The following is a 23,633-nucleotide window of genomic DNA, read 5'->3' as shown; positions in this document are numbered from 1 at the left end:
TTGGCGCAACGCCGCGATATTCGGACGCCCAAATTCTGGGGGAAACCATGACGGCCAAGGCTGATAGCGAATTTTCCGGAGCGATCTCCTCCATCGAGGAAATCATCGAGGACGCCCGCAACGGCAAGATGTACATCCTTGTCGACCACGAGGATCGCGAGAACGAGGGCGATATCATCATTCCGGCGCAGATGTGCACGCCGGCGGATATCAACTTCATGGCGACCCATGGCCGTGGCCTGATCTGCCTTGCCCTGCCGGGCGAGCGGATCGACGCGCTTGGCCTGCCGCTGATGAGCCCCAAGAACTCCAGCCGGCATGAGACGGCCTTCACCCTGTCGATCGAGGCACGCGAAGGCGTGTCGACTGGCATCTCTGCCGCCGACCGCGCCCGCACGGTCGCTGTTGCCATCGACCCGACCAAGGGCCCGGCCGATATCGCCTCGCCCGGCCATGTCTTCCCGCTTCGCGCGCGCGACGGTGGCGTGCTGATGCGGGCGGGGCATACCGAGGCTGCGGTCGACGTGTCACGCCTGGCTGGGCTGAACCCCTCGGGCGTGATCTGCGAGGTGATGAACGACGACGGCACCATGGCTCGGCTACCCGACCTGATCGCCTTCGGCCAGAAGCACAACATCAAGATCGGTACGATTTCCGACCTGATCGCCTACCGTCGCCGCCATGACAATCTCGTGGCCGAAACCAACGTCAAGTCGGTCCGGTCGGCGCATGGCGGTGACTGGCTGATGCGGGTCTTCAGCGACCAGATCCAAGGCGCCGAGCACATCGTTCTGACAAAGGGCGACATCACCACCTCGGCCCCTGTGCTGGTGCGGATGCATGCGCTCAATCCGCTGGAAGACGTGCTCGGCATCGGCAACACCTCGGCCCATGACCTGCACGGTGCGATGCGCGTCATCGCGGATGAGGGCCGCGGCGTGGTCGTTCTGCTGCGCGACGTGACCATGAAGCTGGTGGCCGATGGCGAGGCGTCGCCGCAGACGCTGCGCCAATACGGGGTCGGCGCGCAGATCCTGACCTCGCTTGGGCTGACCGATATCACGCTGGTCACCAATTCACAGGCGCCCAAGGTTATCGGGCTGGAAGGCTACGGCCTCAACATCACGGGCACGCGCCCGATTCCGGAGGCCTGAGACATGGCGGGCAACGAAAGCCATTACACCCTGCCGCTGCCGAGCTTCGACAAGCCGGTAAAGCTGCTGATCGTGGTCGCGCCTTACTACCGCGACATCGCCGATAATCTGATCGCAGGCGCGCGCGCCACGGCGGCCAAGGCGGGGGCTGAGGTCGATTTGATCGAAGTGCCGGGCGCGCTCGAGGTGCCGACAGCGGTCGCAATGGCCGAACGGCTGGCCAAGTATGACGGCTATGTCGCCCTCGGTTGCGTGATCCGTGGCGAGACGACCCATTACGACACCGTGTGCAACGACAGCTCGCGCGCCCTGTCCCTGCTGGGACTGCAGGGCGCCTGCATCGGCAACGGCATCCTGACGGTCGAGACCCGCGCCCAGGCCGAGGTTCGCGCCGACCCGAACGGTCAGGACAAGGGCGGTGGTGCCGCGGCGGCTGCCTTGCACCTGATCGCGCTGGCCCGGAAATGGACGGGCTCGACGAAAGGGATCGGTTTCCGTCCCGCGGGGGCCGCCCAATGACCAAGCCCGACCGCCGCCAGATGAAATCCGCCGCCCGGCTTTACGCCGTGCAGGCGCTTTTCCAGATGGAATCCTCGGGCCAGACGGTCGAGTCGGTGACCCGCGAGTTCGAGACCCATCGCTTTGGTGCCGTGTATGACGAGGACGAGATGGTTGAGGGCGATGTCGACCATTTCCGCAAGCTGGTCGACCAGGCCGTGAACTGGCAGGCGAAGATCGACCAGATGACCGACCGGGCGCTGGTGGCGAAATGGCCGATCGACCGGATCGATCCTGTGCTGCGCGCCCTGTTCCGCGCTGCAGGGGGCGAGATGCTGGCCGAAGGCACACCGCCCAAGGTCGTCATCACCGAGTTTGTCGACATCGCCAAAGCCTTCTTTCCCGATGGCAAAGAGTCGAAATTCGTTAACGCCGTACTCGACCATATGGCCCGAGAGGCGCGGCCCGAGGCCTTCTGACCGTCCTTCGCCTGAAGAATCTGCATCAGGATGCGCCGCAGCGAAAAAATTCTGCGGCGCGGTCGTCTTGCGCTGATTGCAGATGTGTCGATATGTCATTGAAATCACGAATTTTATTTGTCAGGGTAATGAAATGTCGTGAGTATGTTGCCCAACATGCGACAAATTGTGATGCTCTTTGCTCTGGTAACATGCAGAAGCAAGAGTATGTTTGTTGCGACGAGAGGAGCCGCCCGAATGCCGAAGCTGATCCGCCTGTACATCGTGAACGTCGCCATCGGCTTTGCCTTGGCCTTGGGGTTCGTGGCGGCGCTTGTATGGTTCAACGTGGCGAATATCGGTCATCTTGTGCTCGAAACGGAAATGGGCTGGCTGGCTTTCCTGATGCTGGTCGTTTCGAACGGGATCGTCTTTGCCGGCGCCCAGTTCGCTATCGCCGTGATGCAGATGGCCGAGACTGGCGATGGCCCCCGCGGCGGAACACCAATGCGGTCGATGGTTCCGGTACCGGTCAAGGTCGAGGCAAAATCGGCCCGTACGATGCTGATGCGCAAGCGCTGAGGTCTTCTGACTGCAGACGATATGCTTCGGGCCCGCCTAGGCGGGCCTTTTCATTTGTGGCGGCGGAAAGTGGCGGGAACCGCGGCAGCCGTGGAGACGTGTGTTTTCCCGAGAGCCTGGTTGACCAGGTGGGCGCCAGATACCAGGACCAGGATCCTGGCAGAGCCAGCTCCCTCGGAAGTGCTTATCGGCCACTGGAAAATGTGCCTCACACGAGAGGGGCAGAACCCGCCGCCTCAAGACATAGGTCGCCCCCCGGGTTCGCGCAAGTCTTGCGCGATGTTCATCTTTCGTTCATATCTGGCGGCATGACACTCGTGTCCGACCTCGCCCCGCGCCTGATGCCCGGCCAGTTGCTGGCCCGGGGCGTGTGCCGCCATCTGCTCAGCCATGATTTCGTGACGCTGGAAGAGGTTGTGCCAACGCCCGGCCTTAGGGTCGATGTCATGGCGCTTGGACCGAAGGGCGAGGTCTGGGTGATCGAGTGCAAGTCAAGCCGGACGGATTTCATGACCGACCGGAAATGGCAGGGCTATCTCGACTGGTGCGACCGCTTCTTCTGGGCGGTCGATGCCGATTTCCCGACCGAGCTGCTGCCTGATGGCACGGGCCTGATCCTAGCCGACAGCTATGACGCCGAAATCCTGCGCATGGGGCCGGAAACCCCGCTTGCAGGCGCCCGGCGCAAGATGCTGGTACAGAAGTTCGCCCGTCACGCCGCCCTGCGCCTCCAGGCGTTGCGCGACCCCGGCCTCAGCCCTTCCGGCCTTTCGGGCCTTTAGGCTTGCCGCCCTGCGCCGGCTGGCCCATCGCCCGCGCCCGTTCGGCCGCGGCGAGCAGTTCCTCGGCGATCTCCTCGGCCTCTTCAGGATCGAAGTCGAGCGGCAGTTCGACGCCCTCGGCCTCGATATAGATGCGCACCATTCCCAGGCTGGTCGGACCGATCTGAAGGTTCGCCGCGATGTCGCTTTGCTTGTCGATGCTCATGTCTGCCCTCCGACCCTGATGATTTCTGCGCCTAGACTTTTGCTGCGCCTGACGCAAGCGCGGAACACTTGACGGAATCAAGTAAATCGGGAACCGTCCGTTGAAGGGGGACCATCATGGACGAGATTGACCGCATCCGCGCCTTCAGCCGGACCTATACGGGGCAGCTTGGGCTTCTGTCGCGCAGCTATCTCGGATCAGGCCTGGGGATGACCGAGGTGCGCATCCTGCACGACCTCGACGGCCCCGAAGCGGTCACCGCGCGCCAGATCGCGCAACTTCTCGGCATTGACGAAGGCTATCTGAGCCGGGTTCTGGGCGGATTCGCCCGTCGTGGTTGGATCGAGCGGGGGCGCAGCAAAGCCGATGCGCGCGAGCGGCCCATTGCCCTGACCGATGCGGGGAGGAAGGAGCTCGACTCGCTCCGGCAGGCGTCGCGGGCCGCGGTCGGCGACCGTCTGGCCGCGCTCTCTCCTGCGCAGCGGCAGGACCTCGCAGAGGCGCTCGATCGGGCCCGGCGCCTCTTGCAGCCGGAAGCGGCAGAACCGCGGCTGCGCGATCTGCAACCGGGCGATGCCGGTTGGATCATAAGCCGCCATGGCGCGCTCTATGCCCGGGACGAGGGGTTCGACAGCAGTTTCGAGGCCCTCGTCGCCGAGATTGTCGCGGGCTTCCTGCGCCGCCACGACCCGGCGCGCGAACGCGGCTGGATCGCCGAGGGGCAGGAGGGGGAGCGGCTGGGCAGCATCTTCTGCGTGGGCGAGGACCCCGCCCGCCCCGAAGTGGCCAAGCTGCGACTGTTCCTGGTCGAGCCCGAGGCGCGGGGCACCGGGCTGGCGACGACGATGCTCCAGGCCTGCCTGGCCTTCGCCCGCGCTGCCGGCTATCGCCACATGCGGCTCTGGACCCATGAAAGCCACCGCGCGGCGGGCCGGCTCTATGCCCGCAACGGCTTCCGGCTGAGCGACAGCAGGCCCGCCCGGTCCTTCGGTCAGGACGTGGTTGAGCAGACCTGGGAGCGGCCGCTGACATGACGGCGAAGAGATGAAACCAAGTCTTGCATTCCCCGCGCGCCGGAGCTAAATCGCCGGCCAGTGCAGCCTTAGCTCAGTTGGTTAGAGCACCAGATTGTGGATCTGGGGGTCCCCCGTTCGAGCCGGGGAGGCTGTACCACTGATACCTCCCAAAAGCCTTAGCATCCTTTCTTCTGCATTCTGCGGTGCTTGACCCATGCCCGAGCAATGCGTAAGCCGGAGCCGAGCTTCGGGCCTGTAGCTCAATGGTTAGAGCAGGGCGCTCATAACGCCTTGGTTGGGGGTTCGAGTCCCTCCGGGCCTACCAATCTCCCCGATCCGTAGAGTCGTTGTCCGACTGGCCGCTTCCCGCGATCTTGCGTGCGGTGCATGCGTTGCGCCGGGCGGCCTGATCGTCTATGCGGGCGGCGGCAAATCGGCAACGGGGGTGGGCCATGACGACTTCGGGCAAGGGGCTGACCTATGCGCAGGCGGGGGTCGATATCGACGCCGGCAATACGCTGGTCGAGCGGATCAAGCCGGCTGCAAAGCGCACCGAACGGCCCGGCACCATGGCGGGCCTCGGCGGCTTTGGCGCGCTCTTCGACCTGAAGGCGGCGGGCTACACGGACCCGATCCTTGTCGCGGCAACCGATGGCGTCGGCACCAAGCTGAAGATCGCGATCGATACCGGGCTCGTGGACACGATCGGGATCGACCTTGTCGCCATGTGCGTCAACGACCTCGTCTGCCAGGGGGCGGAGCCGCTGTTCTTCCTCGACTATTTCGCCACCGGCAAGCTCGATGTCGATCAGGGCGTGCGCATCATCGACGGCATCGCCCGGGCCTGCGCGGCGACCGGCTGTGCGCTGGTTGGCGGCGAGACTGCCGAGATGCCGGGGATGTATCACGGCGGCGACTTCGATCTGGCCGGCTTCTCGGTCGGCGCGATGGAACGTGGCGCAGACCTGCCGCGCGGCGTGGTCGCGGGCGATGTGCTGCTGGGCCTCGCCTCGGACGGGGTCCATTCCAACGGTTATTCCTTTGTGCGCAAGGTGGTCGAGCTGTCGGGCCTTGGCTGGGATGCGGCTTCGCCCTTCTCGACGGGCTCTCTCGGCGCGGCGCTGCTCGCGCCCACCCGGCTTTACGTCAAGCCCGCACTGGCCGCGATCCGCGCGGGCGGCGTCCATGCGCTCGCCCATATCACCGGCGGTGGCCTGACCGAGAACCTGCCGCGCGTCCTGCCCGAAGGGATGGGCGCCGGGATCGACCTGTCGGCCTGGGACCTGCCGCCGGTCTTCCGCTGGCTTGCCGGGCAATCGGGGATCAGCGAGCCGGAACTGCTCAAGACCTTCAACTGCGGCATCGGCATGATCGCGGTTGTCGCCGCCGACCGGGCCGAGGCGCTGGCCGGACTGTTGCGCCAGGCGGGCGAGACGGTGGCGGTCCTCGGCCATGTCCAGCCCGGGCAGGGAGTCACCTACACGGGCAAGCTCCTGTGAAGCGCGTTGCCATCCTGATTTCCGGGGGTGGCTCGAACATGCTGGCGCTGGTGCGGGACATGGCCCAGCCGGGGCATGCAGCGATGCCGGTCCTTGTCCTGTCGAACGATCCCAAGGCGGCTGGGCTGGAACGGGCCTCCGCCCTTGGCGTGCCGGTCGCAGCGGTGGATCACCGGCCCTTTGCCAAGGACCGCGAGGCCTTCGAGGCAGAGTTGCTGCGCCCGATACTGGCCTCCGGGGCCGACATCCTCTGCCTTGCCGGCTTCATGCGGGTGCTGACGCCGGGCTTCGTGCATCGCTTTTCGGGGCGGATGCTGAACATCCATCCCTCGCTCCTGCCGAAGTATCCCGGCCTGCACACCCATCAGCGGGCGCTCGACGCGGGCGATGCCGAAGCGGGCTGCACGGTGCACGAGGTGACGCCGGTTCTGGATGACGGCCCGATCCTGGGCCAGGCGCGGGTTCCGGTCGAACCCGGCGACACCGCCGAGACGCTGGCTGCCCGCGTCCTGCGAGAGGAACACCGGCTTTACCCCGCGGTCCTGCGGCGCTACGCGGCAGGAGACCGGACGCCGGTGTGGCTTCCCTGAACCGCTCTGCCCACAATTGGTGCGGCACACTTTCTTTTTACCGGACCGCAATCTATAGGGGTCAGACGGGATGCCCCCGTGACCCCTAGTAGCGACGCCATGAGAACCATAACAACGACCGACGCGCTTGCCGCCTTTTGCGCGGAAGCCAAGTCCGGCCCCTACGTCACCATCGACACGGAATTCCTGCGCGAGCGGACCTACTGGTCCAAGCTCTGCCTGATCCAGATGGCGCTTCCGGGCAAAACCGGCGAAGCTGTCCTCGTCGACCCGATCGAGGGTGAGGACATGTCGCTGGAACCGCTCTACGACCTGTTCCGCCACGAGGCGACGGTCAAGGTGTTCCACGCCGCCCGGCAGGATCTCGAGATCTTCTTCGTCGAGGGCCATGTCTTTCCCAACCCGCTGTTCGACACCCAGGTCGCGGCGATGGTCTGCGGCTTTGGCGAACAGGTGGGCTACGAGACGCTGGTCAAGAAGATCGCGCGCGAGCCGCTGGACAAGACCTCGCGCTTTACCGACTGGTCCCGCCGGCCGCTGAGCGATGCGCAGAATGAGTATGCGCTGGCCGATGTCACCCACCTGCGGGTGATCTACGAATTCCTGTCGGCCCAGATCGCCAAGACCGGGCGGCAGAAATGGGTGGAAGAGGAACTGGCGATCCTGACCGATCCGGCCACCTATACCGTTCATCCCGAAGAGGCCTGGGAACGGGTAAAGACCCGCACCACCTCGGGCCGCTTCCTGGCGATGGTCAAGGAACTGGCGCGTTTCCGCGAGGAGTACGCGCAAAGCCACAACGTGCCGCGCAGCCGGGTGTTCAAGGACGACGCTCTGCTTGAACTCGCTTCGACCCGGCCGACCAACCACGAGGAACTTGGCCGGTCGCGGCTATTGCTGCGCGAGGGGCGCCGGGGCGATATCGCCGACGGTATCCTGGCCGCGGTCAAGGCCGGAATGGAGATGCCGAACGACCAGTTGCCGAAGGCCGATCAGGAGCGAGATCAGCTTCAGGTCAATCCGGCGCTGGCGGACCTTCTGCGCGTTCTGCTGAAGGCAAAGGCCGAGGAACTGGGCGTCGCGGCCAAGCTCATCGCCTCGGCTGCGGACCTCGACGCCATCGCCGCCGGCGAGCGCGATCTGGATGCGCTCAAGGGTTGGCGCCGTGAAGCCTTCGGCGAGGATGCGCTGCGGCTCTGCCGCGGCGAGATCGCCCTGTCAGCCAAGGGCAGCGCCGTCAAGGTCATCAAGATCTGAACCGGCCCAGTCTCGGGGCTAGTCTCGGGGCCGGGATTTCTCAACGGCGCGAAGAGCGGGCGTTGTTTGCACCCTGCACGATAATCTCGCGCACATCCTGAAGTTCGATATTGCCGATGAAGGCGCCGACGGTGACCTCGCGCGACCGCTCGGTCGAAACCCGCTTGGGTTCGGGTGGCGGAACCAGGACGAAACGGTAGGTGAGCTTGCCGTCGATCGGGCCGTCGGTCAGAAGCGCGCCGTCCCAGTAGCCCTGCGTCGCCGGCAGGCCGGTCGCCCGCACGATCACGCCCTCAGTGGTGGACTCGACGGCCATGGAGGTTACCTGAGCCACGAGTGGGCGGGGATCGTCCGCGGCCGATGGCAAGGCGGAGTACGAGCCCGCAACCTCCTCCGAGTTGCCCCACCAACTGAACGGATTATACCAGCGGGCCTGAGAAGAGCCGCAGGCCGAAACGGCCAGGATCAGCGCAAGGGGGATAAGACGGGCACGGATCATCGGGGCTTCCTTCCAGTTTCCTCTCGGTTACCGCAGGCCGGGGCGTTTGAAAAGCGCCGCCGCTCTGGACCTTTGATCCGGGCAGGCTTACCTCGAGGGCGTTGCACAGGAGCACGCCATGGCCACCCCCGCCTTTGAAGAGATCGCCGACACCTTCGAGTTTCTCGACGATTGGGAGGATCGGTATCGCCATGTGATCGAACTTGGGCGGGCCATGCCGGAACTGGACGAGTCGTTGCGGGTGCCCGCGACAAAGGTGCAGGGCTGTGCAAGCCAAGTCTGGATCGTGCCCAGGATCGAAGGGCAGGGAGCCCAGGCGCGCTTCGATTTCCAGGGCGACAGTGACGCGATGATCGTCCGTGGCCTGATCGCCGTGCTGCATGCGCTTTATGCGGGGCTGACGGTCGAGGAGGTTGGCCAGGTCGATGCGCCGTCGGAACTGGCGCGTCTGGGACTTGACCAGCACCTGTCCTCACAGCGCTCGAACGGGGTCAGGGCAATGGTCGGCCGCATACGGGCGACGGCGGCGGACGCTGCTGCCTGAACGATTTTCCACGAAGACTCAGAAGGTCCCGGGCGGTTTCGCAGAACGCTCGCCTAGCGCGGCCTTCGCAAGGGCGGGTTCAAGATCGCCGTAGCCGGTCAGACGCCGTTCGTAGGACAGACCGAGGCGCTCGGCACAGTCGCGCGCCTTTGCATCCAGCGCGGCATCGTCGAGCTGCGCCTGATAGACGAGCTTGCTGTAGTTGCCAAAGAGCATGTCCCTCAGCTCGGGATGGCGGTCGAGGCCCATTGGCCGCCAGACGAAGGCATCAAACTGGCGAACCAGAAAATCGGTCAGGTAGAAGGCGTCGAACTCGGTATCTGCTCGATCAAGAAAGGCCGTGACCCCTTCGAAGAAGGCATAGCAATGGGGACCTTCGACCATCTCCACCCCAAGCGTGTCGCAGCGGGCCTTCAGGAGCCCCCCTGTCCCGCAATCGGCATAGACGACGAAAATCGAATCGTACTGGTCGCGGTGTTCGTGGACTGCCGCCTCGACCGCATCGGGAATCCGGTCCGGCCAGAGATGAAGATTCGCGGGAAGGCATTGCAGATCAATATGTTGCCAGCCATTCTTGCGATTCAGGGCGAGGATCTCATGCGCCAGGGCGCCGCAGGCGATCAGCAGCACCCGTCCGGCCGCTTCCGGTGCCAGGCCTTCCTCGGCGAGAATCCGGTCCTCGGGAAGCGTTGCGGTCATGCGCGCAGCCTCATGCGCAGGCCGAGGGCGGCGGCAATGGCGACCAGTGAGAGGATGGCAAGGGGCAGGTTGACCATCTGCGCGACCAGAATGGTCAGGCCGGCTGCGGCGATGACGGCGGCCAGGATCGCGGCAAAGAGGCGGAATGGCATGCTCGGTCCTCCTTCTGGGCAAATGGGGACGCGATAGGGCCCCGGCAAGTCAGAGCCGAAACGCAAAAGCCCCGGACCTTGCCCGGGGCTTCGTCGCAGGCAAGGTCCTGACCGTGTCAGCCGTTCAACTGGTTATGCTTGCGAGCGACGAACTGCTTCGCTGTCTCAACCGCCACGGCGGCGTCACGGCAATAGGCGTCGGCGCCGATCGCCCGGCCGAATTCCTCGTTCAGCGGCGCGCCGCCGACCAGAACGATGTAGTCATCGCGCAGGCCCTTTTCCTTCATCGTGTCGATCACGACCTTCATGTAGGGCATGGTCGTGGTCAGAAGGGCCGACATGCCGAGGATGTCGGGCTGCTCTTTTTCCAGCGCCTCAAGGTATTTCTCGACCGAGTTGTTGATGCCGAGGTCCAGCACCTCGAATCCGGCGCCTTCCATCATCATCGCGACAAGGTTCTTGCCGATGTCGTGGATGTCGCCCTTCACCGTGCCGATCACCATCTTGCCCATGCGCGGCGCACCGGTTTCGGCGAGAAGCGGCTTCAGGATCGCCATGCCCGCCTTCATCGCGTTTGCGGCCAGCAGCACTTCCGGCACGAACAGGATGCCGTCACGGAAGTCGGCGCCGACGATGGTCATGCCGGCGACGAGCGCCTTGGTCAGCACGTCATAGGGGGCCCATCCGCGCTCGAGCAGGATGTTGACGCCCTCTTCGATCTCTTCTTTGAGACCGTCGTACAGGTCGTCGTGCATCTGCAGGACGAGTTCGTCGTCGGAAAGCTCGGAAAGGATGATGTCGTCTTCGTCGGCCATGACTGCCCTCGTCTGCTCGCGCGCCCCATCGAGGCTATGGTGCCTGAATGCGACCAAAGGGCAAGGCCGACTTTCCGGATTGCGACATGGGCCAAGCGAAAGCCGACAGGGCGGGGTCGGAGCGTTGGTTGAACGGGAAGTGGGTTGGCAAATGTTCATGTAATGTTCTATTCTCGCCGGCATGACACAGGGCGAGGGACTTCTTCCGGGACAAAGACTTCGAGCGCGCGGGGCAGGCTCGAACCGCGCCGGGAGGTTCGAGCCGCACGGCCGCGAGGCCGTGGACGACGGTTGGGATCTCGACGAAGAGGAGCGACTTGTCCGGACCGAGGTGCGGCTTGAGGAGCCGCGTTCGGCGTTGACCTACAACCGGTCGCCCGATCTGCCCTTCGACCGGTCCGTCAATCCCTATCGCGGCTGCGAACATGGCTGCATCTACTGCTTCGCCCGCCCGACCCATGCCTTCTTGAACCTCTCGCCGGGGCTCGACTTCGAGACGAGGCTGATCGCACGGCCGGGGATCGGTGCGGTGCTTGCGGGGGAGCTTGCAGCGCGGAGATACAAAGTCGCCACCATTGCCCTTGGCACCAATACCGACCCCTATCAGCCGATCGAGGCCGAGTACCGGGTGATGCGCGAGGTGCTCGAGGTACTGGCGGCGCATCGTCATCCTGTCGGCATCGTCACCAAGGGCACGCTGATCGAACGCGACCTCGACCTCCTGGCGCCAATGGCGGCCGATGGGTTGGTACGGGTCGGGATCTCGGTCACCACGCTCGACCCCGACCTGTCCCGGCGGATGGAACCCCGCGCTCCGCTTCCCGCCCGAAGGCTGGGAACCATTCGCCGCTTATCGCAAGCCGGTATTCCGGTGCGGGTGATGATGGCGCCGGTGGTGCCCGGCCTGACCGACCCCGAGATCGACCCGATCCTTGAAGCCGCGAAGGAGGCGGGCGCGGTCGCCGCGAACTGGATCATGCTGCGTCTGCCGGGCGAAGTCGCGCCGCTGTTCAAGGAATGGCTCGAAGCGCGGTTGCCGGCCCCACGCGCCGCCAAGGTTCTGGCGCGGGTGCGCGAGACCCATGGCGGCAAGGATTACGATCCGGCCTGGGGCAGACGGATGCGCGGCGAAGGGCTGTGGTCGAACCTGATCGGGCGGCGGTTCGAAATCGCGGTAAAGCGGCTGGGGCTGGATGCGGAATTGCCGCCGATGCGGACCGACCTGTTCCGCTTGCCGCCGAAGCCCGGGGATCAGTTGAGTCTGTTCTGAGTCTTTTCGGGCTTTTTCTTTGCGAAAACACCCTGCAGGGGGTGCGGGGGACGTAAAGTCCCCCGCTTCCGCATTCTGCCAGGCTCGCCTCAGCCGCGGCGGCCGCGCCGTTCGCGCCTTGGCTCGCCCGAGGTATCGCCGGTGCCATCAGACGCCGAGGAAAACCCGCCTAGCGCCGCCGCGATGGTCTCGAGCGAGGGGCGGGGGCCTTTCGGGCGGGTCTCTAGCGCCTCGTGCATCGACTTCAGATGCTCCGGCATCGTCCCGCAGCAGCCGCCGATGATCCGCACGCCGGCATCGCGGGCTAGCACGGCATATTCGGCCATGAGCTCGGGCGTGCCGTCATAGTGGATGTGTCCGTCATGGTATTTCGGGATTCCGGCATTGCCCTTGGCGATGATCGGGCGCTCGGTGCCATGCGCCACAAAGCCCAGGACGGTGCGCAAGAGGTCGGCCGCGCCCACGCCGCAATTGGCGCCGAAGGCGATCGGCGGGTTCGGCAGCTTCTCGACGAGGTCGGCGAACTGGGCCGAGGTGACGCCCATCATCGTGCGGCCTGCCGTGTCGAAGCTCATCGTGCCGCACCAGGGCATGTTCGCCCGCTGCGCCGCCTCCGCTGCCGCCTTGAACTCCTCAGGCGCCGAGATCGTCTCGACCCAGAGCACGTCTACGCCGCCCTCTTTCAGCCCTTCGGCCTGCTCGTGGAAGATCTCCACGGCCAGCGCATGGGTCATGGTTCCCATCGGCTCGAAGATGTCGCCGGTCGGCCCGACCGAACCGGCCACCACAATCGGGCGGCCGGCGACATCCGCGACATCCCGGCCGATCGCGGCGGCGATGCGGTTCAGCTCGCGCACCTGCCCCTGTGCGCCATGCAGTTTCAGCCGACTCGCATTTCCGCCGAATGAGTTGGTCAGGAAGATGTCGGAGCCGGCGCCGACGGCACCGGAATACAGGGTCTTGATGCGGTCAGGATGGTCGATGTTCCACATCTCGGGCGGCTCGCCCGAGGCGAGGCCCATGTTGAACAGGTTGGTTCCTGTCGCGCCATCGGCCATTAGCCAGTCGCGGGTGGAAAGAAGCCGGGAAAGTGCATCGGTCATGAGGGTCTTCCTGACGGTCGGCCGGTCAGTCCGGCCCTTGGAAAGAAGCTCTGCCATGGCCGCAGCCGACAGGCAAAGCCAATTCTGTTCATGATCTTCATGCGGCCTGATGGAGGCCGCAAGCAAAAGGGCCGCCCTTGACGGAGCGGCCCCTGAACATTTGCGGCGAAACGCCGGGTCTGCGGATCAGGTGCCGCTCATCAGCTGCTGCTTGGCCTTCTGCATGAAGTCGACCAGCTTCGAGCGAATCTCCTGCTCGGACACCTTGCCGACCAGGTCGCCCGCGACCTTGCGCACCACGTCGTCGCTGCCGGCTTCTTCGAAGTCGGACTTGACCACGCTCAGCGCATATTCCTCAGCCTCTGCTCCGGACTTGCCCAGAAGGCCCGCCGCCCAGATGCCGAGCATGTGGTTGCGCCGTGCCTCGGCCCGGAACTGAAGCTCGGAGTCCTTGGCGAACTTCGCTTCGAAGCCCCGTTCCCGATCGTCGAAAGTCGTCATGGCAGATCCCTCGCGTTGCATGCGCTTGTCCTCCATATGCCCATAGTGTGCGCAAGCCGCAAGACCCGGCCAGCCTTGCGAGGCGCGGCAGCTTGCCGTATAGGCTGCGCAACTTCGGGACGGGGCGGGATCGGATGGTTCCGGCCCCGGTTCCCGTTGACCAGACCGGAGGCCTTTTCGGTGAGGCCGCCGTCCCCGATCGGAGCACGCATGGCACGCCGCAAGAAGATCTACGAAGGCAAGGCGAAGATCCTCTACGAAGGCCCGGAACCGGGCACGCTGGTGCAGTACTTCAAGGATGACGGTGTCGCGGTCGTAACGCCCCAGGAGGGGCTTGGCGTCGAAGGCAAGGGTGTCCTGAACAACCGCCTGTCGGAATTCTTCATGTCGGGTCTGAACTCGATCGGCGTGCCCACGCATTTCATCCGCCGGCTCAACATGCGCGAACAGCTGGTGCGCATGGCAGAAATCATCCCGATCGAGGTCGTGGTGCGCAATTTCGCCGCGGGCCCGATCTCCGAACGCCTTGGCATTCCCGAAGGCACGCCGCTGCCGCGCCCGATCGTCGAATACTACTACAAGGACGACAAGCTCGCGAACCCGATGGTGGCCGAAGAGCACATCATCGCCTTCGGCTGGGCCAGCCAGCAGGACCTAGACGACATGGTGGCGCTGGCGCTGCGGGTGAACGACTTCCTGTCGGGTGTGATGATGGGTGTCGGCATCCGTCTTGCCGATTTCCGGCTCGAGATTGGCCGGATCTGGGAGGGCGACTTCATGCGCCTGATCGTGGCTGACGAGATCAGCCCCGACAGCTGTCGCCTGTGGGACATGCGCCAGGTCGAACGCCCCGATGCGCCGCCGGCAGAAATGACCGATGTGTATACCGAACTCGCGCGGCGACTGGGGGTCATGCCCTCGAATGTCACGCATACGACCAAGCCCACGCTCATCAACTGAAAGGCCCCGCCGATGCCCGCTCCCCTCAAGGCCCGCGTCCATGTCATGCTCAAGGACGGCGTCCTCGATCCGCAGGGCGAGGCGGTGCGCCACGCCCTTGGCACGCTTGGCTTTACCGGGGTCGAGGCGGTCCGGCAGGGCAAGGTGATCGAGCTGGATCTGGCCGCGACCGACAAGGCCAGCGCCGAGGCCGAGGTCAAGGCGATGTGCGAGAAGCTGCTCGCCAATACCGTGATCGAGAAATACTCGGTCGAAATCGCCTGACATCACGAAATTGCGGGCGCCGCCGAGGCGGCTAGGGCGTCTTTGCCTTTGGCGCATGGACCCTTCGGTATTCCACGGCGGTCGGCCGGCAAATCTGCCGCGCGCGGCGGGCCTTGAAGGCCGGCGGGCCGGGCCCTAGTCTCCGCCCGCGAAACAGGAGCGGGTCATGGCCGGCAAGCGCAGCATCTTCGAAGAGGTCGCCACCACAGAGAAAGTGGCGTCCCCCCAGCCGGGTCTGATCGACCGGGGCAGCCGTGGCGCGCGCAGCGCGATGCGCCTGTGGCTGGTCCAGCTGTTCCTGCTCGTCGTCCTGATGATAACCGTCGGTGGCCTTACCCGCCTGACCGACAGCGGCTTGTCGATCACCGAATGGCGCCCGGTGACCGGGGCTATCCCGCCGATGGACGAGGCAAGCTGGGCCGCCGAATTCGCCAAGTATCAGGCGAGCCCGCAATACCAGCTGATGAACCAGGGCATGACGGTTGAGGAATTTAAATCGATCTACTGGTGGGAATGGGGCCATCGCCAGCTTGGCCGGGTCATCGGCCTTGTCTGGGCGGTCGGGTTCCTCGGCTTTCTGCTGGCGCGGAAAATCCCCACGGGCTGGACGCAGCGCCTGCTGCTGATCGGGGTCCTCGGCGGCGTGCAGGGCGCGATCGGGTGGTGGATGGTCTCCTCGGGGCTCGAGGCCGGGATGGTTTCGGTCGCCTCCTATCGATTGGCCGTGCATCTGGGCATCGCCTTTGCCATCCTCGGCTTCATCGCCTGGTATGTGTTCCTGCTTGGGCGGAGCGAGACCGACCTTCTCCAGGCGCGGCGCGGACGCGAGGAGCGGCTGAACGGTCTTGCGACCGGCGTGTTGCATCTGGCCTTTCTGCAGATCGTCCTTGGCGCGCTTGTGGCTGGCATCGACGCCGGTCGCGGTTTTCCGACCTGGCCCGACATGAACGGGCAGTTCTTCCCTGCTGACGCCTTCTATGTGCCGGGGCGGCCGGCTTGGGCGGCGTTCTTCGAAAACCCGGGGCTCGTCCAGTTCATTCACCGCATGGTTGGTTACCTCCTGTTCGTCTTCGGCCTGTTCACCTGGTGGCGGTCGCGATCGTCGGCCTATCTGGTGACGCGGCGCGCCTTCGACTGGATGGCGGTGATGCTGTTCGGGCAGGTCGTCCTGGGCATCGTCACGGCCTTGAGCGCTGCCTCGCCGCACGTCGCCATCACCCATCAACTGGGCGCCGTCATCCTCTGGGTGCTGATCCTGCGCGCCCGCTACCTGAGCCAATACCCCGTTGCGGGGTCGATCCGGAAGGGAACTGCATGACCGCTTACGACAAGCTGATGGCCTTTCAGCGCCAGACCGAGGCGCTGGCTCAAGTGGCCGGACGGCTGGGATGGGATCAGGAAACAGTGATGCCCCGCGGCGCGGCCGAGCAGCGGTCGGAAGAGATGGCAGCGATGGAGGGCATCCTTCACGCCCGCCGGACCGATCCGAAGATTGCCGACTGGCTGGCCGCGGCCGAGCCGCAGGATGAAGAGGCAGAGGCGCAGATCCGCCAGATCCGCCGCAGCCACGAACGCATGGTCAAGGTGCCGGGCGACCTCGCGCAGGAGATCGCCCGCGTCACCTCGATGGCGCAGGGCATCTGGGCCGAGGCGCGGGCCAATGACGATGTCGCGGCCTTCCTGCCGGTACTGTCGCAGGTCATCCGCCTGCGCCAGGACGAGGCGACCTGCCTTGCGCAGGGCGGCGACCTATATGATGCGCTGATGGACGACTACGAGCCGGGCGCAAATGCCGCGACCATCGGCGCGATGTTCGACCGGATGCGCCCGCGCCTTGTGGCGCTGCGCGAGGCGGTCCTGGGTGCGTCACATCAGCCGCCGGCGCTGCAGGGCCATTTCGGCACCGACGGCCAACTGCGGCTGGCACGCGATCTTGCCACCGCCTTCGGCTATGACTGGACGCGGGGACGGCTGGATCTGGCCGTGCATCCTTTCTCCTCCGGGTCGGGATCCGATGCGCGGATCACCACGCGCGTGGTCGAGACCGAGCCCTTCAACTGCATCTATTCGACGATCCACGAGGTCGGCCACGCCTGCTACGAACTTGGCATCGACCCGGACTATGCGCTGACGCCGCTAGGGCAGGGCGTGTCGATGGGAGTCCATGAAAGCCAGAGCCGGATCTACGAGAACCAGCTTGGGCGCAGCCGCGCCTTCACCGGCTGGCTGTTCGGGCAGATGCGCGACCGCTTCGGCGCCTTCGGGATCGAGGATGGCGAGACCTTTTACGGCACGGTCAACCGGGTCCAGTCAGGCTTCATCCGCACCGAGGCCGACGAGGTGCATTACAACCTGCACATCATGATGCGCTTCGATCTGGAGCGGGCGCTGATCCGTGGCGATCTGGCAGTCAAGGATCTGGAAGCCGCCTGGAACGACCGCTTCAAGGCCGATTTCGGCGTGCCGGTCGACCGTCCGGCCCACGGGATGCTGCAGGATGTGCATTGGTCGGTCGGCCTGTTCGGCTATTTCCCGACCTACTCGCTCGGCAACGTCTATGCCGGATGCCTGCACAAGGCCATGCGCGCCGATCTGCCCGATCTCGACGCCGCACTGGCGGCGGGCAACACCGCCCCGGCGACCGGCTGGCTGCGCGAGAAGGTCCAGCGCCACGGCGGCCTTTACCGCCCGCGCGAGGTGATCGCGCAGGCCTGCGGGTTCGAGCCCGACGAGGGGCCGCTGCTGGACTATCTCGAGGCGAAATTCCGGGATCTCTACCGGATCTGAAGCAGGAGGCCCGGGAGATGTCCGTGTCCCGGGCCGTCTGGATGCTCGCCTTGGGCCAGACCTTGGCCTATGCCTGCATTTTCTACATCTTCGCGGCATTGATCGTCCGCTGGCGGGCCGAGCTTGGCTGGTCTGACTCGGTCTTCGCCCTTGGCCCGACCCTCGCGATCCTTGTCTCTGCGGCCTGTGCGCCTTTTGCCGGCCGCGCCGTGGATCGCGGGTTCGGAACCTGGATGATGACAGGCGGCGCGCTTCTTGGTGCGCTCTTCCTGGCTGTTCTTGCCACGACCCGCTCGCCCCAGAGCTATCTTCTGGCCTGGCTGGGGCTTGGTGTCGCACAGGCGATGTCGCTTTACGAGACCTGCTTTGCCGTGCTGATCCGGCGCTTCGGGCCCGAGTCCCGCGCCGCAATCACGCGTGTGACGCTGGTCGCCGGGCTTGCCTCGACGCTCGCCTTCCCGGCAGCCGCGGTGCTTTCCGCCAGTTTCGGCTGGCGCGGAGCGGTCTGGGTGGCCGCGGGGACAATGCTGCTTGTCGTCGCCCCCCTTCATCTGATCGGGGCGCGGACGCTGGATGGGGATCGTATGGCATTGCAAGCCTCCGCGGGCCGTCGCATCGGTGCTCTTTCCCGGCTGCGAGACGGTCGGTTCTGGCAACTGGCGCTGCTCTTTTCCCTGCTGAACCTGAACCACTGGATGCTGGTCAGCTTTCTTATCCCCGTCCTGCACGAGAAGGGCGTGGGCGAGACCCTGGCCGTCGCCGTGGCGTCCTGCATCGGTCCGGCCCAGGTCGCGGGCCGGTTTGCGCTGATGCGGGCCGAGGCGCGCATCGGCACCCGACCGGCGGCCCTGCTGACCCTGGCCTCGGTGGTGGTGGCGTCGCTGATGCTGTTAGCCGCCGGTCTGGCTGCGCCGATCGCCTTTGCCTTCGCCCTGACACAAGGGGCGGCGATGGGGACGATGACCATCCTGCGCCCGGTGATCGTGTCGTCTACCCTTGGCATGGAAGGCTACGGCGCGACGGCTGGCCTGATGTCGATCCCGACGCTGCTCGCCTCGGCTGCCGCGCCGGTTCTGGGCGCCTTCCTGCTGTCGCAGGGCGGTGCGGTGCTGCTGGTTGCCGCCACGACGGCGCTGGCCGCTGCCGCGCTGGCGCTGGCGGTACGACTACCGCGCGGGGCGGTCTAGGAACCTATACCTGCCAGTCCGGGCTGCGCTTTTCGAGGAAGGCACTGATCCCTTCGTCGGTGTCACGCAGGAGCATGTTCTCGACCATGACGGCGCCGGCATGGGCGTAGGCCTCGGCCAGACTCAGGCCAAGCTGATCGTAAAAGGCCCGCTTGCCAATGCGGATCGCGGGATTGAGCTTGGCAGCGACGGTGCGGGCCAGTTCCGCCGTCTCGGCCTCGAGTTCCTCCATATCGGCGATGCGGTTCACCAGCCCGAGCGACTGCGCCTCGTCCGCTTCGATCAGCCGGCCCGTCGTGAGAAGCTCGAAGGCGGCCTTGGGCGCGACATTGCGGGTCAGCGCGACCATCGGGGTCGCGCAGAAGAGACCGATGTTGACCCCGTTCACCCCGAACCGCGCTGTCGAGGCTGCAACCGCCATGTCGCAGGAGGCGACGAGCTGGCAGCCGGCGGCGACCGCCACACCATGGACCTGGGCAATCACCGGCTGCGGCAGGGCAGGGATCGCCTGCATGACGGCGGCGCAGCGGTTGAAGAGATCGGTGAAATAGGCCTTGCCCTTGTCGGGGGCGGCGCGGCCTGCCTGCATCTCCTTCAGGTCGTGACCCGCACAGAAGCAGCGCCCGGCGCCGCGAAGCACAACCACACGAACCGTCCTGTCGCTTGCCAGACGCGCGAACTCGGCGGACAGCGCCGCCAGCATCGCATCGGACAGTGCATTAAGGCGCGCCGGGTCGTTCAACGTCAGGGTTGCGATGCCTTTGTCATCCTCGCGCAGCAGGATCGCCTCGGTCATCTTGTCATCTCCCCTGTTTGAGCAGAACTCTACGCCCGTGACCGCGAGGGGGGAAGCTATGACGGAAATGACGCCCGAGGCCCTGCAACATTTCTTCGAGACCGAGTTCCCCCAGGCCGCAGCCGACTTCCGTATCGAGGGCCACGATGGCCTCGACTTCGTGTTGCGCCTGCCCGTGACCGAGCGTCACCTGCGCCCGGGTGGCACTGTTTCAGGGCCGACAATCTTTGGTCTGGCGGATGTGGCGATCTATCTGGCGATCCTGTCGCGGATCGGGCCGGTGGCGCTGGCGGTGACCACGGGCGCAAGCATCGACTTCCTTCGCAAGCCAGAGCCGGGTCGCGATCTGTTGGCCCGGGTGCGCATTCTCAAGCTTGGTCGCGCCCTGGCCGTTGCCGATGCGCTGGTCTTTTCGGACGGGCGGGACGAGCCGGTTGCGCGTGCCTCGATGACTTATTCGATCCCGCCGTCGCGCTGACGCGCTTCAGCGGCTGGCGTGGGTGAAGCGACCGTCGATCTGGGCGCCGCTTTCGATCACGAGCGCTTCGTAGTTCACTTCGGCCACCACGATGGCCGAGCTGCGTAGGGTGAAGGTCAGGCAGCTGACCTTGCCGTCGAGATGGCCGCGGACCTCGACCACATCGGCCGAGACAGTCCCCTTCAGGTGGCCTTCCGCGCCGACGATCAGGGTATGGGCGGTGACGTCGCCCTTCACCTCGCCCAGGATTTCGACCGTACCGGTCGAGGTCAGGTCGCCCGAGAGGCGGATGTCGGCGGCAAGCACCGTGCGGCCGCCCGAGGGCGTGCGGGCCGGGGTGCGGGCGGCGGGTTCGGCTGTGGTCGTGGTCATTTTCGAGTCCTCCACCCGCGCGCGGGCCATATGCAAACTGTCAGCGCGATAGACGCCGAATGGCCCTGCAAGGTCAAGTCCGCCCGCGACGACAGAGGTTCGTTCGGCGCCGCTTTGCTGTCGCGGACGGGCGTGACTCTCACTGGGGCGGATGGTCTGATGCAGCCGGGAATCAGGAGGACGGCAATGACGAGGGGTTTCTTCACACCGGTGTCTGGCGTGGACCTGCCACGTTTCGCGGGCATCCCGACCTTCATGCGTCTGCCGCATGTGTCGGTGGACGACCCGCGCATTGCCGAAGTGCAGGTCGGGCTGATCGGTGCGCCCTGGGATGGTGGCACCACCAACCGTCCAGGTCCGCGTCACGGGCCGCGGCAAATGCGCGACCTCTCTACGATGATCCGGGCGCAGAACGGGGTGACGAAGGTGCGTCCGTTCGACCTCGTGAACTGCGCCGATCTTGGCGATGTGGGGCCGAACCCCGGCGACCTGATGGATTCGCTGAAGCGGATGGAGACCTTCTACTCCCGGGTGCGTGCGGCCGGGATCGTACCGCTGACCGCCGGGGGCGACCACCTCTGCACGCTGCCGATCCTGCGGGCGCTGGCCAAGGACCGGCCCTTGGGGATGATCCATTTCGACAGTCATACGGACCTGTTCCACAGCTATTTCGACGGCACGATGTACACGCATGGCACGCCGTTCCGCCGGGCGGTCGAGGAGGGGCTGCTCGACCCCAAGCGGGTGACGATGATCGGAATCCGCGGCCCGGCCTATGATTTCGAGGACCGCGATTTTGCGGTTTCGGTCGGCATCAAGGTGATCCCGATCGAGGAGTTCTTTGCCCGCGGTGTCGAGGACGTCATGGCAGAGGCGCGCGACCGCGCCGGGTCAGGCGACACCTATGTGAGCTATGACATCGACTTCGTCGATCCGGCCTTTGCGCCGGGGACGGGGACGCCGGAGGTGGGCGGGCCGAACAGCTATCAGGCCTTGGAGGTCGCGCGTGGCCTGCGCGGGGTGAAGGTGGTGGGGGCCGATCTGGTCGAGGTTTCGCCGCCTTTCGACCCGGCCGGGGCGACGGCGTTCCTTGGCGTGACGCTGATGTTCGAGATGCTCTGCGTCATCGCGGAGAGCCTGGCGGGGTAGGGGGCGCTGCCCCCTCGGCGCCTCCGGCGCCTCACCCCCGGGGTATTTGGATCCAAGAAGAAGAATGGAAGAAATGAAAGCCGATCTGATCGTGACCAATGCGCGTGTCCTGACCATGGACGAGGCGAAACCGAGGGCCGAGGCCGTGGCGCTGGCCGGAGGGAAGATTCTCGCCGTCGGAAGCCGGGCCGAGATCGAGGCGCTGGCGGGCGAGGGGACGCGGGTGATTGACGGCAAGGGGCGGACGCTGCTGCCCGGGTTTGTCGAGAGCCACCTGCATCTGGTCATGGGCGGGGCGGAACTGGCGCATCTTCAGCTGTCCGGTGTCTATGGCGCCGAGGCGCTGTCCCATGCCTTCCGCAGTTATGCGGCCAAGCACCCGGACCAACCGCTGCTCATGGCGCAAGGGGCCGATTACGGGATGTTCGGCGGGCGGCCGATCACGCGCCATGACCTGGATGCGGTGATCGCCGATCGCCCGATCGCGATGACCGCCTATGACCACCATACCGTCTGGGCCAACACGGCCGCGCTGGAGGCGGCGGGTCTGCTGCATGGTCGGGACTTGCCAGAGGGACATGTCGTGGTGATGGGTCCGGATGGGCTGGCCACGGGGGAATTGCAGGAGTTCGAGGCCTTCGCCCCGGTTCAGGATCTTGGCGGCGAATTGCGGCTCTATCTGGCGATCGCCAAGGGGGCCGAGCCCGATCCCTGGCCGAGTGCGGCCGAACGCGCCATCGACAAGGCCAAGATCGCCAATGGGCTCGCGCATTGCGCGGCGCAGGGCATCACCTCGATGGTGAACATGGACGGCAACCGCTACACGCTCGAGCTTCTGCGCGAGATGCGGGACGAAGGGCGGCTGACGGCCCGGGTCAAGGTGCCGTTCCACTTCAAGCCGGAGATGGATCTGTCCGAGCTTGACCGTGCCGAGGCGATGACCCGCGACTTCGACGACGAATGGCTGCAATCGGGTTTCGTGAAGATGTTCATGGACGGGGTGATGGATTCCGGTACCGCCTGGCGGCTGGACGACTATCCCGGCCAGCCCGGTCATCGCTCAGTGCCGTTGTTCGAGCCGGAGCGGTTCAAGGACATCGCGACCGAGATCGACCGTCGGGGCCTGCAGATCGCGGTCCATGCCATTGGTGACGCGGCCGTCCGCTCGACCATCGACGGCTATGAGGCTGCGCAGCTTCGCAATGGCCGCAGCGACCGGCGCAACCGGATCGAGCATATCGAGCTGATCGACCGGGCCGACGTGCCGCGGCTGGGGCAGCTTGGCATCGTCGCCTCGCTTCAGCCCTCGCATCCGGCAGGGGCGATGGATTTCCCGCTGGAGCCGTCGATCCACAAGGTCGGCCGCAGCCGCTGGAAGGACAGCTTCCTCGTGAAGTCGCTGGTCGAGGCGGGTGCGCCACTCGCCTACGCCTCGGATTGGCCGGTGACCGATGTCTCGGTGCTGCGCAACCTGAAGGCCGCATTGACGCGCAAGCCCTATGAAGGGGCGGATGACGAGAGGGTGGACCTGATGACGGCGCTGCGCGCCTATACCGCTGGCGGGGCATGGGCCGCGCATCGCGAGCATGTGACGGGTCGGCTCGTGCCGGGGCTGGCGGGCGATCTGGTGCTTCTGGGCGGCAATATCGAGGCGGTGGCGCCTGACGAGATCGACCGGCTCGGAATCGCGCTGACCGTATGCGGCGGGCGGATCACCCATGAGGCGCTGGCGGCGTAAGGGCGGGAATCGCGTGATTCCATCGGCTTGGCCGCGCAACCTGGGCGCGGCCAAGCCGAGTGGTAGAGGTGACGCAGGGTCACCGAACTCGAAAAACCCCTGCAAACATTGGGCGAAATCGGGCCCCTCGCAGATTTCCACAGAATTCGTGTTTTTTCCTCTTGCGGGCCCCGACTCCACTCCGTAAATAGCCCCTCACCGACGCGGCAGACGCTGCAACGGTGGCCGGGACGAAGCGCGCAAGCGCAGAAATCGGCGGGAAATTCTGGAGCGAAGTT

General features: G+C 65.6%; 28 protein-coding genes and 2 tRNA genes. 21 read left to right on the top strand and 9 right to left on the bottom strand.

From position 1 onward, the window contains the following. Positions 1-47: 47 nt before the first annotated feature. The 5 genes from ribB (at position 48) to L0V05_RS06070 (ending at position 3,474) form a co-directional block, all read left to right on the top strand. Positions 48-1,154, top strand: a complete 1,107-nt coding sequence (gene ribB / locus L0V05_RS06090) for a 3,4-dihydroxy-2-butanone-4-phosphate synthase (protein WP_234869231.1) — start codon at positions 48-50, stop codon at positions 1,152-1,154. 3 nt (positions 1,155-1,157) lie between these two features. Next, positions 1,158-1,673: a 6,7-dimethyl-8-ribityllumazine synthase gene (locus tag L0V05_RS06085; RefSeq protein ID WP_234869230.1), complete on the top strand. Its 516-nt coding sequence runs from the start codon at positions 1,158-1,160 to the stop codon at positions 1,671-1,673. Next, entirely contained in the window at positions 1,670-2,131 is a 462-nt protein-coding gene (nusB, locus tag L0V05_RS06080) for a transcription antitermination factor NusB (RefSeq protein WP_234869229.1), read from the top strand. The genes L0V05_RS06085 and nusB overlap by 4 nt, the downstream gene beginning before the upstream one ends. Before the next feature lie 237 nt (positions 2,132-2,368). Continuing rightward, the gene (locus tag L0V05_RS06075) at positions 2,369-2,692 is read left to right on the top strand and encodes a hypothetical protein (protein ID WP_234869228.1); all 324 of its coding nucleotides are present in this window, start codon (positions 2,369-2,371) and stop codon (positions 2,690-2,692) included. Positions 2,693-3,000: 308 nt separating this feature from the next. Beyond that, the gene (locus L0V05_RS06070; RefSeq protein ID WP_234869227.1) at positions 3,001-3,474 is read left to right on the top strand and encodes an MmcB family DNA repair protein; all 474 of its coding nucleotides are present in this window, start codon (positions 3,001-3,003) and stop codon (positions 3,472-3,474) included. Here L0V05_RS06070 and L0V05_RS06065 read toward each other — a convergent pair. Beyond that, on the bottom strand, positions 3,446-3,679 hold the full coding sequence (locus tag L0V05_RS06065; RefSeq protein WP_234869226.1) for a DUF6324 family protein: 234 nt from the start codon (positions 3,677-3,679) through the stop codon (positions 3,446-3,448). The genes L0V05_RS06070 and L0V05_RS06065 overlap by 29 nt on opposite strands. Before the next feature lie 116 nt (positions 3,680-3,795). Here L0V05_RS06065 and L0V05_RS20625 point away from each other — a divergent pair, with 116 nt between their 5' ends. The 6 genes from L0V05_RS20625 to rnd all read left to right on the top strand — a co-directional run bounded on the left by L0V05_RS20625 (position 3,796) and on the right by rnd (position 8,041). Beyond that, a complete protein-coding gene (locus tag L0V05_RS20625; RefSeq protein ID WP_319937748.1) occupies positions 3,796-4,713 on the top strand; it encodes a bifunctional helix-turn-helix transcriptional regulator/GNAT family N-acetyltransferase in 918 nt (305 codons plus the stop codon). 62 nt (positions 4,714-4,775) lie between these two features. Continuing rightward, a tRNA-His gene (locus tag L0V05_RS06050) sits at positions 4,776-4,852 on the top strand. 92 nt (positions 4,853-4,944) lie between these two features. Next, a tRNA-Ile gene (locus L0V05_RS06045) sits at positions 4,945-5,020 on the top strand. Between the two features lie 127 nt (positions 5,021-5,147). Further along, the gene (purM, locus tag L0V05_RS06040; protein ID WP_234869225.1) at positions 5,148-6,194 is read left to right on the top strand and encodes a phosphoribosylformylglycinamidine cyclo-ligase; all 1,047 of its coding nucleotides are present in this window, start codon (positions 5,148-5,150) and stop codon (positions 6,192-6,194) included. Then, on the top strand, positions 6,191-6,784 hold the full coding sequence (gene purN / locus L0V05_RS06035; protein ID WP_234869224.1) for a phosphoribosylglycinamide formyltransferase: 594 nt from the start codon (positions 6,191-6,193) through the stop codon (positions 6,782-6,784). Before purM ends, purN begins: the two co-directional genes overlap by 4 nt. Before the next feature lie 99 nt (positions 6,785-6,883). Beyond that, a complete protein-coding gene (gene rnd, locus L0V05_RS06030; protein WP_234869223.1) occupies positions 6,884-8,041 on the top strand; it encodes a ribonuclease D in 1,158 nt (385 codons plus the stop codon). Positions 8,042-8,081: 40 nt separating this feature from the next. Here rnd and L0V05_RS06025 read toward each other — a convergent pair whose 3' ends face one another. Beyond that, positions 8,082-8,540, bottom strand: a complete 459-nt coding sequence (locus L0V05_RS06025) for a hypothetical protein (RefSeq protein ID WP_234869222.1) — start codon at positions 8,538-8,540, stop codon at positions 8,082-8,084. 118 nt (positions 8,541-8,658) lie between these two features. Here L0V05_RS06025 and L0V05_RS06020 point away from each other — a divergent pair, with 118 nt between their 5' ends. Further along, positions 8,659-9,084 carry a SufE family protein gene (locus L0V05_RS06020; RefSeq protein ID WP_234869221.1) on the top strand — a complete coding sequence of 142 codons (426 nt, stop codon included), beginning with the start codon at positions 8,659-8,661 and terminating at the stop codon, positions 9,082-9,084. A gap of 18 nt (positions 9,085-9,102) precedes the next feature. Here the strand turns inward: L0V05_RS06020 and L0V05_RS06015 are convergent, their stop codons facing one another. The 3 genes from L0V05_RS06015 to L0V05_RS06005 all read right to left on the bottom strand — a co-directional run bounded on the left by L0V05_RS06015 (position 9,103) and on the right by L0V05_RS06005 (position 10,750). Next, positions 9,103-9,783 carry a DUF1638 domain-containing protein gene (locus tag L0V05_RS06015; RefSeq protein WP_234869220.1) on the bottom strand — a complete coding sequence of 227 codons (681 nt, stop codon included), beginning with the start codon at positions 9,781-9,783 and terminating at the stop codon, positions 9,103-9,105. Next, the gene (locus tag L0V05_RS06010; protein WP_234869219.1) at positions 9,780-9,935 is read right to left on the bottom strand and encodes a hypothetical protein; all 156 of its coding nucleotides are present in this window, start codon (positions 9,933-9,935) and stop codon (positions 9,780-9,782) included. Before L0V05_RS06010 ends, L0V05_RS06015 begins: the two co-directional genes overlap by 4 nt. Before the next feature lie 116 nt (positions 9,936-10,051). Then, the gene (locus L0V05_RS06005; RefSeq protein ID WP_234869218.1) at positions 10,052-10,750 is read right to left on the bottom strand and encodes a corrinoid protein; all 699 of its coding nucleotides are present in this window, start codon (positions 10,748-10,750) and stop codon (positions 10,052-10,054) included. A 181-nt stretch (positions 10,751-10,931) separates the two neighbouring features. Between L0V05_RS06005 and L0V05_RS06000 the strand changes: the two genes are divergently transcribed. Beyond that, positions 10,932-12,020 (top strand): PA0069 family radical SAM protein, encoded by a 1,089-nt coding sequence (locus L0V05_RS06000; protein WP_234869217.1) that lies wholly within the window; start codon positions 10,932-10,934, stop codon positions 12,018-12,020. Positions 12,021-12,109: 89 nt separating this feature from the next. On the opposite strand, the gene bmt is transcribed toward L0V05_RS06000, so the two are convergent. Continuing rightward, positions 12,110-13,123, bottom strand: a complete 1,014-nt coding sequence (gene bmt / locus L0V05_RS05995; RefSeq protein WP_234870537.1) for a betaine--homocysteine S-methyltransferase — start codon at positions 13,121-13,123, stop codon at positions 12,110-12,112. Between the two features lie 186 nt (positions 13,124-13,309). After that, entirely contained in the window at positions 13,310-13,624 is a 315-nt protein-coding gene (locus L0V05_RS05990; protein ID WP_234869216.1) for a DUF1476 domain-containing protein, read from the bottom strand. Between the two features lie 210 nt (positions 13,625-13,834). Between L0V05_RS05990 and L0V05_RS05985 the strand changes: the two genes are divergently transcribed. From L0V05_RS05985 to L0V05_RS05965, 5 genes are all read left to right on the top strand, one after another. Beyond that, a complete protein-coding gene (locus tag L0V05_RS05985; protein WP_234869215.1) occupies positions 13,835-14,584 on the top strand; it encodes a phosphoribosylaminoimidazolesuccinocarboxamide synthase in 750 nt (249 codons plus the stop codon). Positions 14,585-14,596: 12 nt separating this feature from the next. Next, positions 14,597-14,848: a phosphoribosylformylglycinamidine synthase subunit PurS gene (gene purS, locus L0V05_RS05980; protein ID WP_234869214.1), complete on the top strand. Its 252-nt coding sequence runs from the start codon at positions 14,597-14,599 to the stop codon at positions 14,846-14,848. A gap of 166 nt (positions 14,849-15,014) precedes the next feature. Beyond that, the gene (gene ctaA, locus L0V05_RS05975) at positions 15,015-16,166 is read left to right on the top strand and encodes a heme A synthase (protein ID WP_234869213.1); all 1,152 of its coding nucleotides are present in this window, start codon (positions 15,015-15,017) and stop codon (positions 16,164-16,166) included. Further along, positions 16,163-17,635 carry a carboxypeptidase M32 gene (locus L0V05_RS05970; protein ID WP_234869212.1) on the top strand — a complete coding sequence of 491 codons (1,473 nt, stop codon included), beginning with the start codon at positions 16,163-16,165 and terminating at the stop codon, positions 17,633-17,635. The genes ctaA and L0V05_RS05970 overlap by 4 nt, the downstream gene beginning before the upstream one ends. Positions 17,636-17,652: 17 nt before the next feature. Continuing rightward, positions 17,653-18,822 (top strand): MFS transporter, encoded by a 1,170-nt coding sequence (locus L0V05_RS05965; RefSeq protein ID WP_234869211.1) that lies wholly within the window; start codon positions 17,653-17,655, stop codon positions 18,820-18,822. A 4-nt stretch (positions 18,823-18,826) separates the two neighbouring features. Here the strand turns inward: L0V05_RS05965 and L0V05_RS05960 are convergent, their stop codons facing one another. Then, the gene (locus L0V05_RS05960) at positions 18,827-19,618 is read right to left on the bottom strand and encodes an enoyl-CoA hydratase (RefSeq protein ID WP_234869210.1); all 792 of its coding nucleotides are present in this window, start codon (positions 19,616-19,618) and stop codon (positions 18,827-18,829) included. 58 nt (positions 19,619-19,676) lie between these two features. Here L0V05_RS05960 and L0V05_RS05955 point away from each other — a divergent pair, with 58 nt between their 5' ends. Beyond that, positions 19,677-20,096, top strand: a complete 420-nt coding sequence (locus L0V05_RS05955) for a PaaI family thioesterase (protein ID WP_234869209.1) — start codon at positions 19,677-19,679, stop codon at positions 20,094-20,096. Between the two features lie 6 nt (positions 20,097-20,102). On the opposite strand, the gene L0V05_RS05950 is transcribed toward L0V05_RS05955, so the two are convergent. Then, entirely contained in the window at positions 20,103-20,468 is a 366-nt protein-coding gene (locus L0V05_RS05950) for a bactofilin family protein (protein ID WP_234869208.1), read from the bottom strand. Between the two features lie 186 nt (positions 20,469-20,654). Here L0V05_RS05950 and L0V05_RS05945 point away from each other — a divergent pair, with 186 nt between their 5' ends. Both L0V05_RS05945 and L0V05_RS05940 read left to right on the top strand, forming a co-directional pair. Beyond that, complete coding sequence (locus L0V05_RS05945) at positions 20,655-21,617, top strand: agmatinase (protein WP_234869207.1); 963 nt, start codon at positions 20,655-20,657, stop codon at positions 21,615-21,617. Between the two features lie 73 nt (positions 21,618-21,690). After that, positions 21,691-23,355, top strand: a complete 1,665-nt coding sequence (locus L0V05_RS05940; RefSeq protein WP_319937799.1) for an amidohydrolase — start codon at positions 21,691-21,693, stop codon at positions 23,353-23,355. Positions 23,356-23,633: the final 278 nt, after the last annotated feature.

Origin of the sequence: Alitabrizicola rongguiensis (genome assembly GCF_021491355.1) — a bacterium.
GTDB lineage: Bacteria > Pseudomonadota > Alphaproteobacteria > Rhodobacterales > Rhodobacteraceae > Aliitabrizicola > Aliitabrizicola rongguiensis.
The sequence above is the reverse complement of the archived record's forward strand: the minus strand, read 5'-3'. Positions and strand labels throughout refer to the sequence as shown.

What these genes read in the sequence shown, in the direction of transcription:
- L0V05_RS06025 (WP_234869222.1), bottom strand. Translation starts at nt 8,540, where the DNA reads ATGATCCGTGCCCGTCTTATCCCCCTTGCGCTGATCCTGGCCGTTTCG.
- ribB (WP_234869231.1), top strand. Translation starts at nt 48, where the DNA reads ATGACGGCCAAGGCTGATAGCGAATTTTCCGGAGCGATCTCCTCCATC.
- L0V05_RS06065 (WP_234869226.1), bottom strand. Translation starts at nt 3,679, where the DNA reads ATGAGCATCGACAAGCAAAGCGACATCGCGGCGAACCTTCAGATCGGT.
- L0V05_RS05945 (WP_234869207.1), top strand. Translation starts at nt 20,655, where the DNA reads ATGACGAGGGGTTTCTTCACACCGGTGTCTGGCGTGGACCTGCCACGT.
- nusB (WP_234869229.1), top strand. Translation starts at nt 1,670, where the DNA reads ATGACCAAGCCCGACCGCCGCCAGATGAAATCCGCCGCCCGGCTTTAC.
- purM (WP_234869225.1), top strand. Translation starts at nt 5,148, where the DNA reads ATGACGACTTCGGGCAAGGGGCTGACCTATGCGCAGGCGGGGGTCGAT.
- L0V05_RS05985 (WP_234869215.1), top strand. Translation starts at nt 13,835, where the DNA reads ATGGCACGCCGCAAGAAGATCTACGAAGGCAAGGCGAAGATCCTCTAC.
- L0V05_RS06075 (WP_234869228.1), top strand. Translation starts at nt 2,369, where the DNA reads ATGCCGAAGCTGATCCGCCTGTACATCGTGAACGTCGCCATCGGCTTT.
- L0V05_RS06005 (WP_234869218.1), bottom strand. Translation starts at nt 10,750, where the DNA reads ATGGCCGACGAAGACGACATCATCCTTTCCGAGCTTTCCGACGACGAA.
- rnd (WP_234869223.1), top strand. Translation starts at nt 6,884, where the DNA reads ATGAGAACCATAACAACGACCGACGCGCTTGCCGCCTTTTGCGCGGAA.
- L0V05_RS05950 (WP_234869208.1), bottom strand. Translation starts at nt 20,468, where the DNA reads ATGACCACGACCACAGCCGAACCCGCCGCCCGCACCCCGGCCCGCACG.
- L0V05_RS06085 (WP_234869230.1), top strand. Translation starts at nt 1,158, where the DNA reads ATGGCGGGCAACGAAAGCCATTACACCCTGCCGCTGCCGAGCTTCGAC.
- bmt (WP_234870537.1), bottom strand. Translation starts at nt 13,123, where the DNA reads ATGACCGATGCACTTTCCCGGCTTCTTTCCACCCGCGACTGGCTAATG.
- L0V05_RS05960 (WP_234869210.1), bottom strand. Translation starts at nt 19,618, where the DNA reads ATGACCGAGGCGATCCTGCTGCGCGAGGATGACAAAGGCATCGCAACC.
- ctaA (WP_234869213.1), top strand. Translation starts at nt 15,015, where the DNA reads ATGGCCGGCAAGCGCAGCATCTTCGAAGAGGTCGCCACCACAGAGAAA.
- L0V05_RS06015 (WP_234869220.1), bottom strand. Translation starts at nt 9,783, where the DNA reads ATGACCGCAACGCTTCCCGAGGACCGGATTCTCGCCGAGGAAGGCCTG.
- L0V05_RS06020 (WP_234869221.1), top strand. Translation starts at nt 8,659, where the DNA reads ATGGCCACCCCCGCCTTTGAAGAGATCGCCGACACCTTCGAGTTTCTC.
- L0V05_RS05940 (WP_319937799.1), top strand. Translation starts at nt 21,691, where the DNA reads ATGAAAGCCGATCTGATCGTGACCAATGCGCGTGTCCTGACCATGGAC.
- L0V05_RS06010 (WP_234869219.1), bottom strand. Translation starts at nt 9,935, where the DNA reads ATGCCATTCCGCCTCTTTGCCGCGATCCTGGCCGCCGTCATCGCCGCA.
- L0V05_RS05970 (WP_234869212.1), top strand. Translation starts at nt 16,163, where the DNA reads ATGACCGCTTACGACAAGCTGATGGCCTTTCAGCGCCAGACCGAGGCG.
- L0V05_RS06070 (WP_234869227.1), top strand. Translation starts at nt 3,001, where the DNA reads ATGACACTCGTGTCCGACCTCGCCCCGCGCCTGATGCCCGGCCAGTTG.
- L0V05_RS05965 (WP_234869211.1), top strand. Translation starts at nt 17,653, where the DNA reads ATGTCCGTGTCCCGGGCCGTCTGGATGCTCGCCTTGGGCCAGACCTTG.
- purS (WP_234869214.1), top strand. Translation starts at nt 14,597, where the DNA reads ATGCCCGCTCCCCTCAAGGCCCGCGTCCATGTCATGCTCAAGGACGGC.
- L0V05_RS05955 (WP_234869209.1), top strand. Translation starts at nt 19,677, where the DNA reads ATGACGGAAATGACGCCCGAGGCCCTGCAACATTTCTTCGAGACCGAG.
- L0V05_RS06000 (WP_234869217.1), top strand. Translation starts at nt 10,932, where the DNA reads ATGACACAGGGCGAGGGACTTCTTCCGGGACAAAGACTTCGAGCGCGC.
- L0V05_RS20625 (WP_319937748.1), top strand. Translation starts at nt 3,796, where the DNA reads ATGGACGAGATTGACCGCATCCGCGCCTTCAGCCGGACCTATACGGGG.
- L0V05_RS05990 (WP_234869216.1), bottom strand. Translation starts at nt 13,624, where the DNA reads ATGACGACTTTCGACGATCGGGAACGGGGCTTCGAAGCGAAGTTCGCC.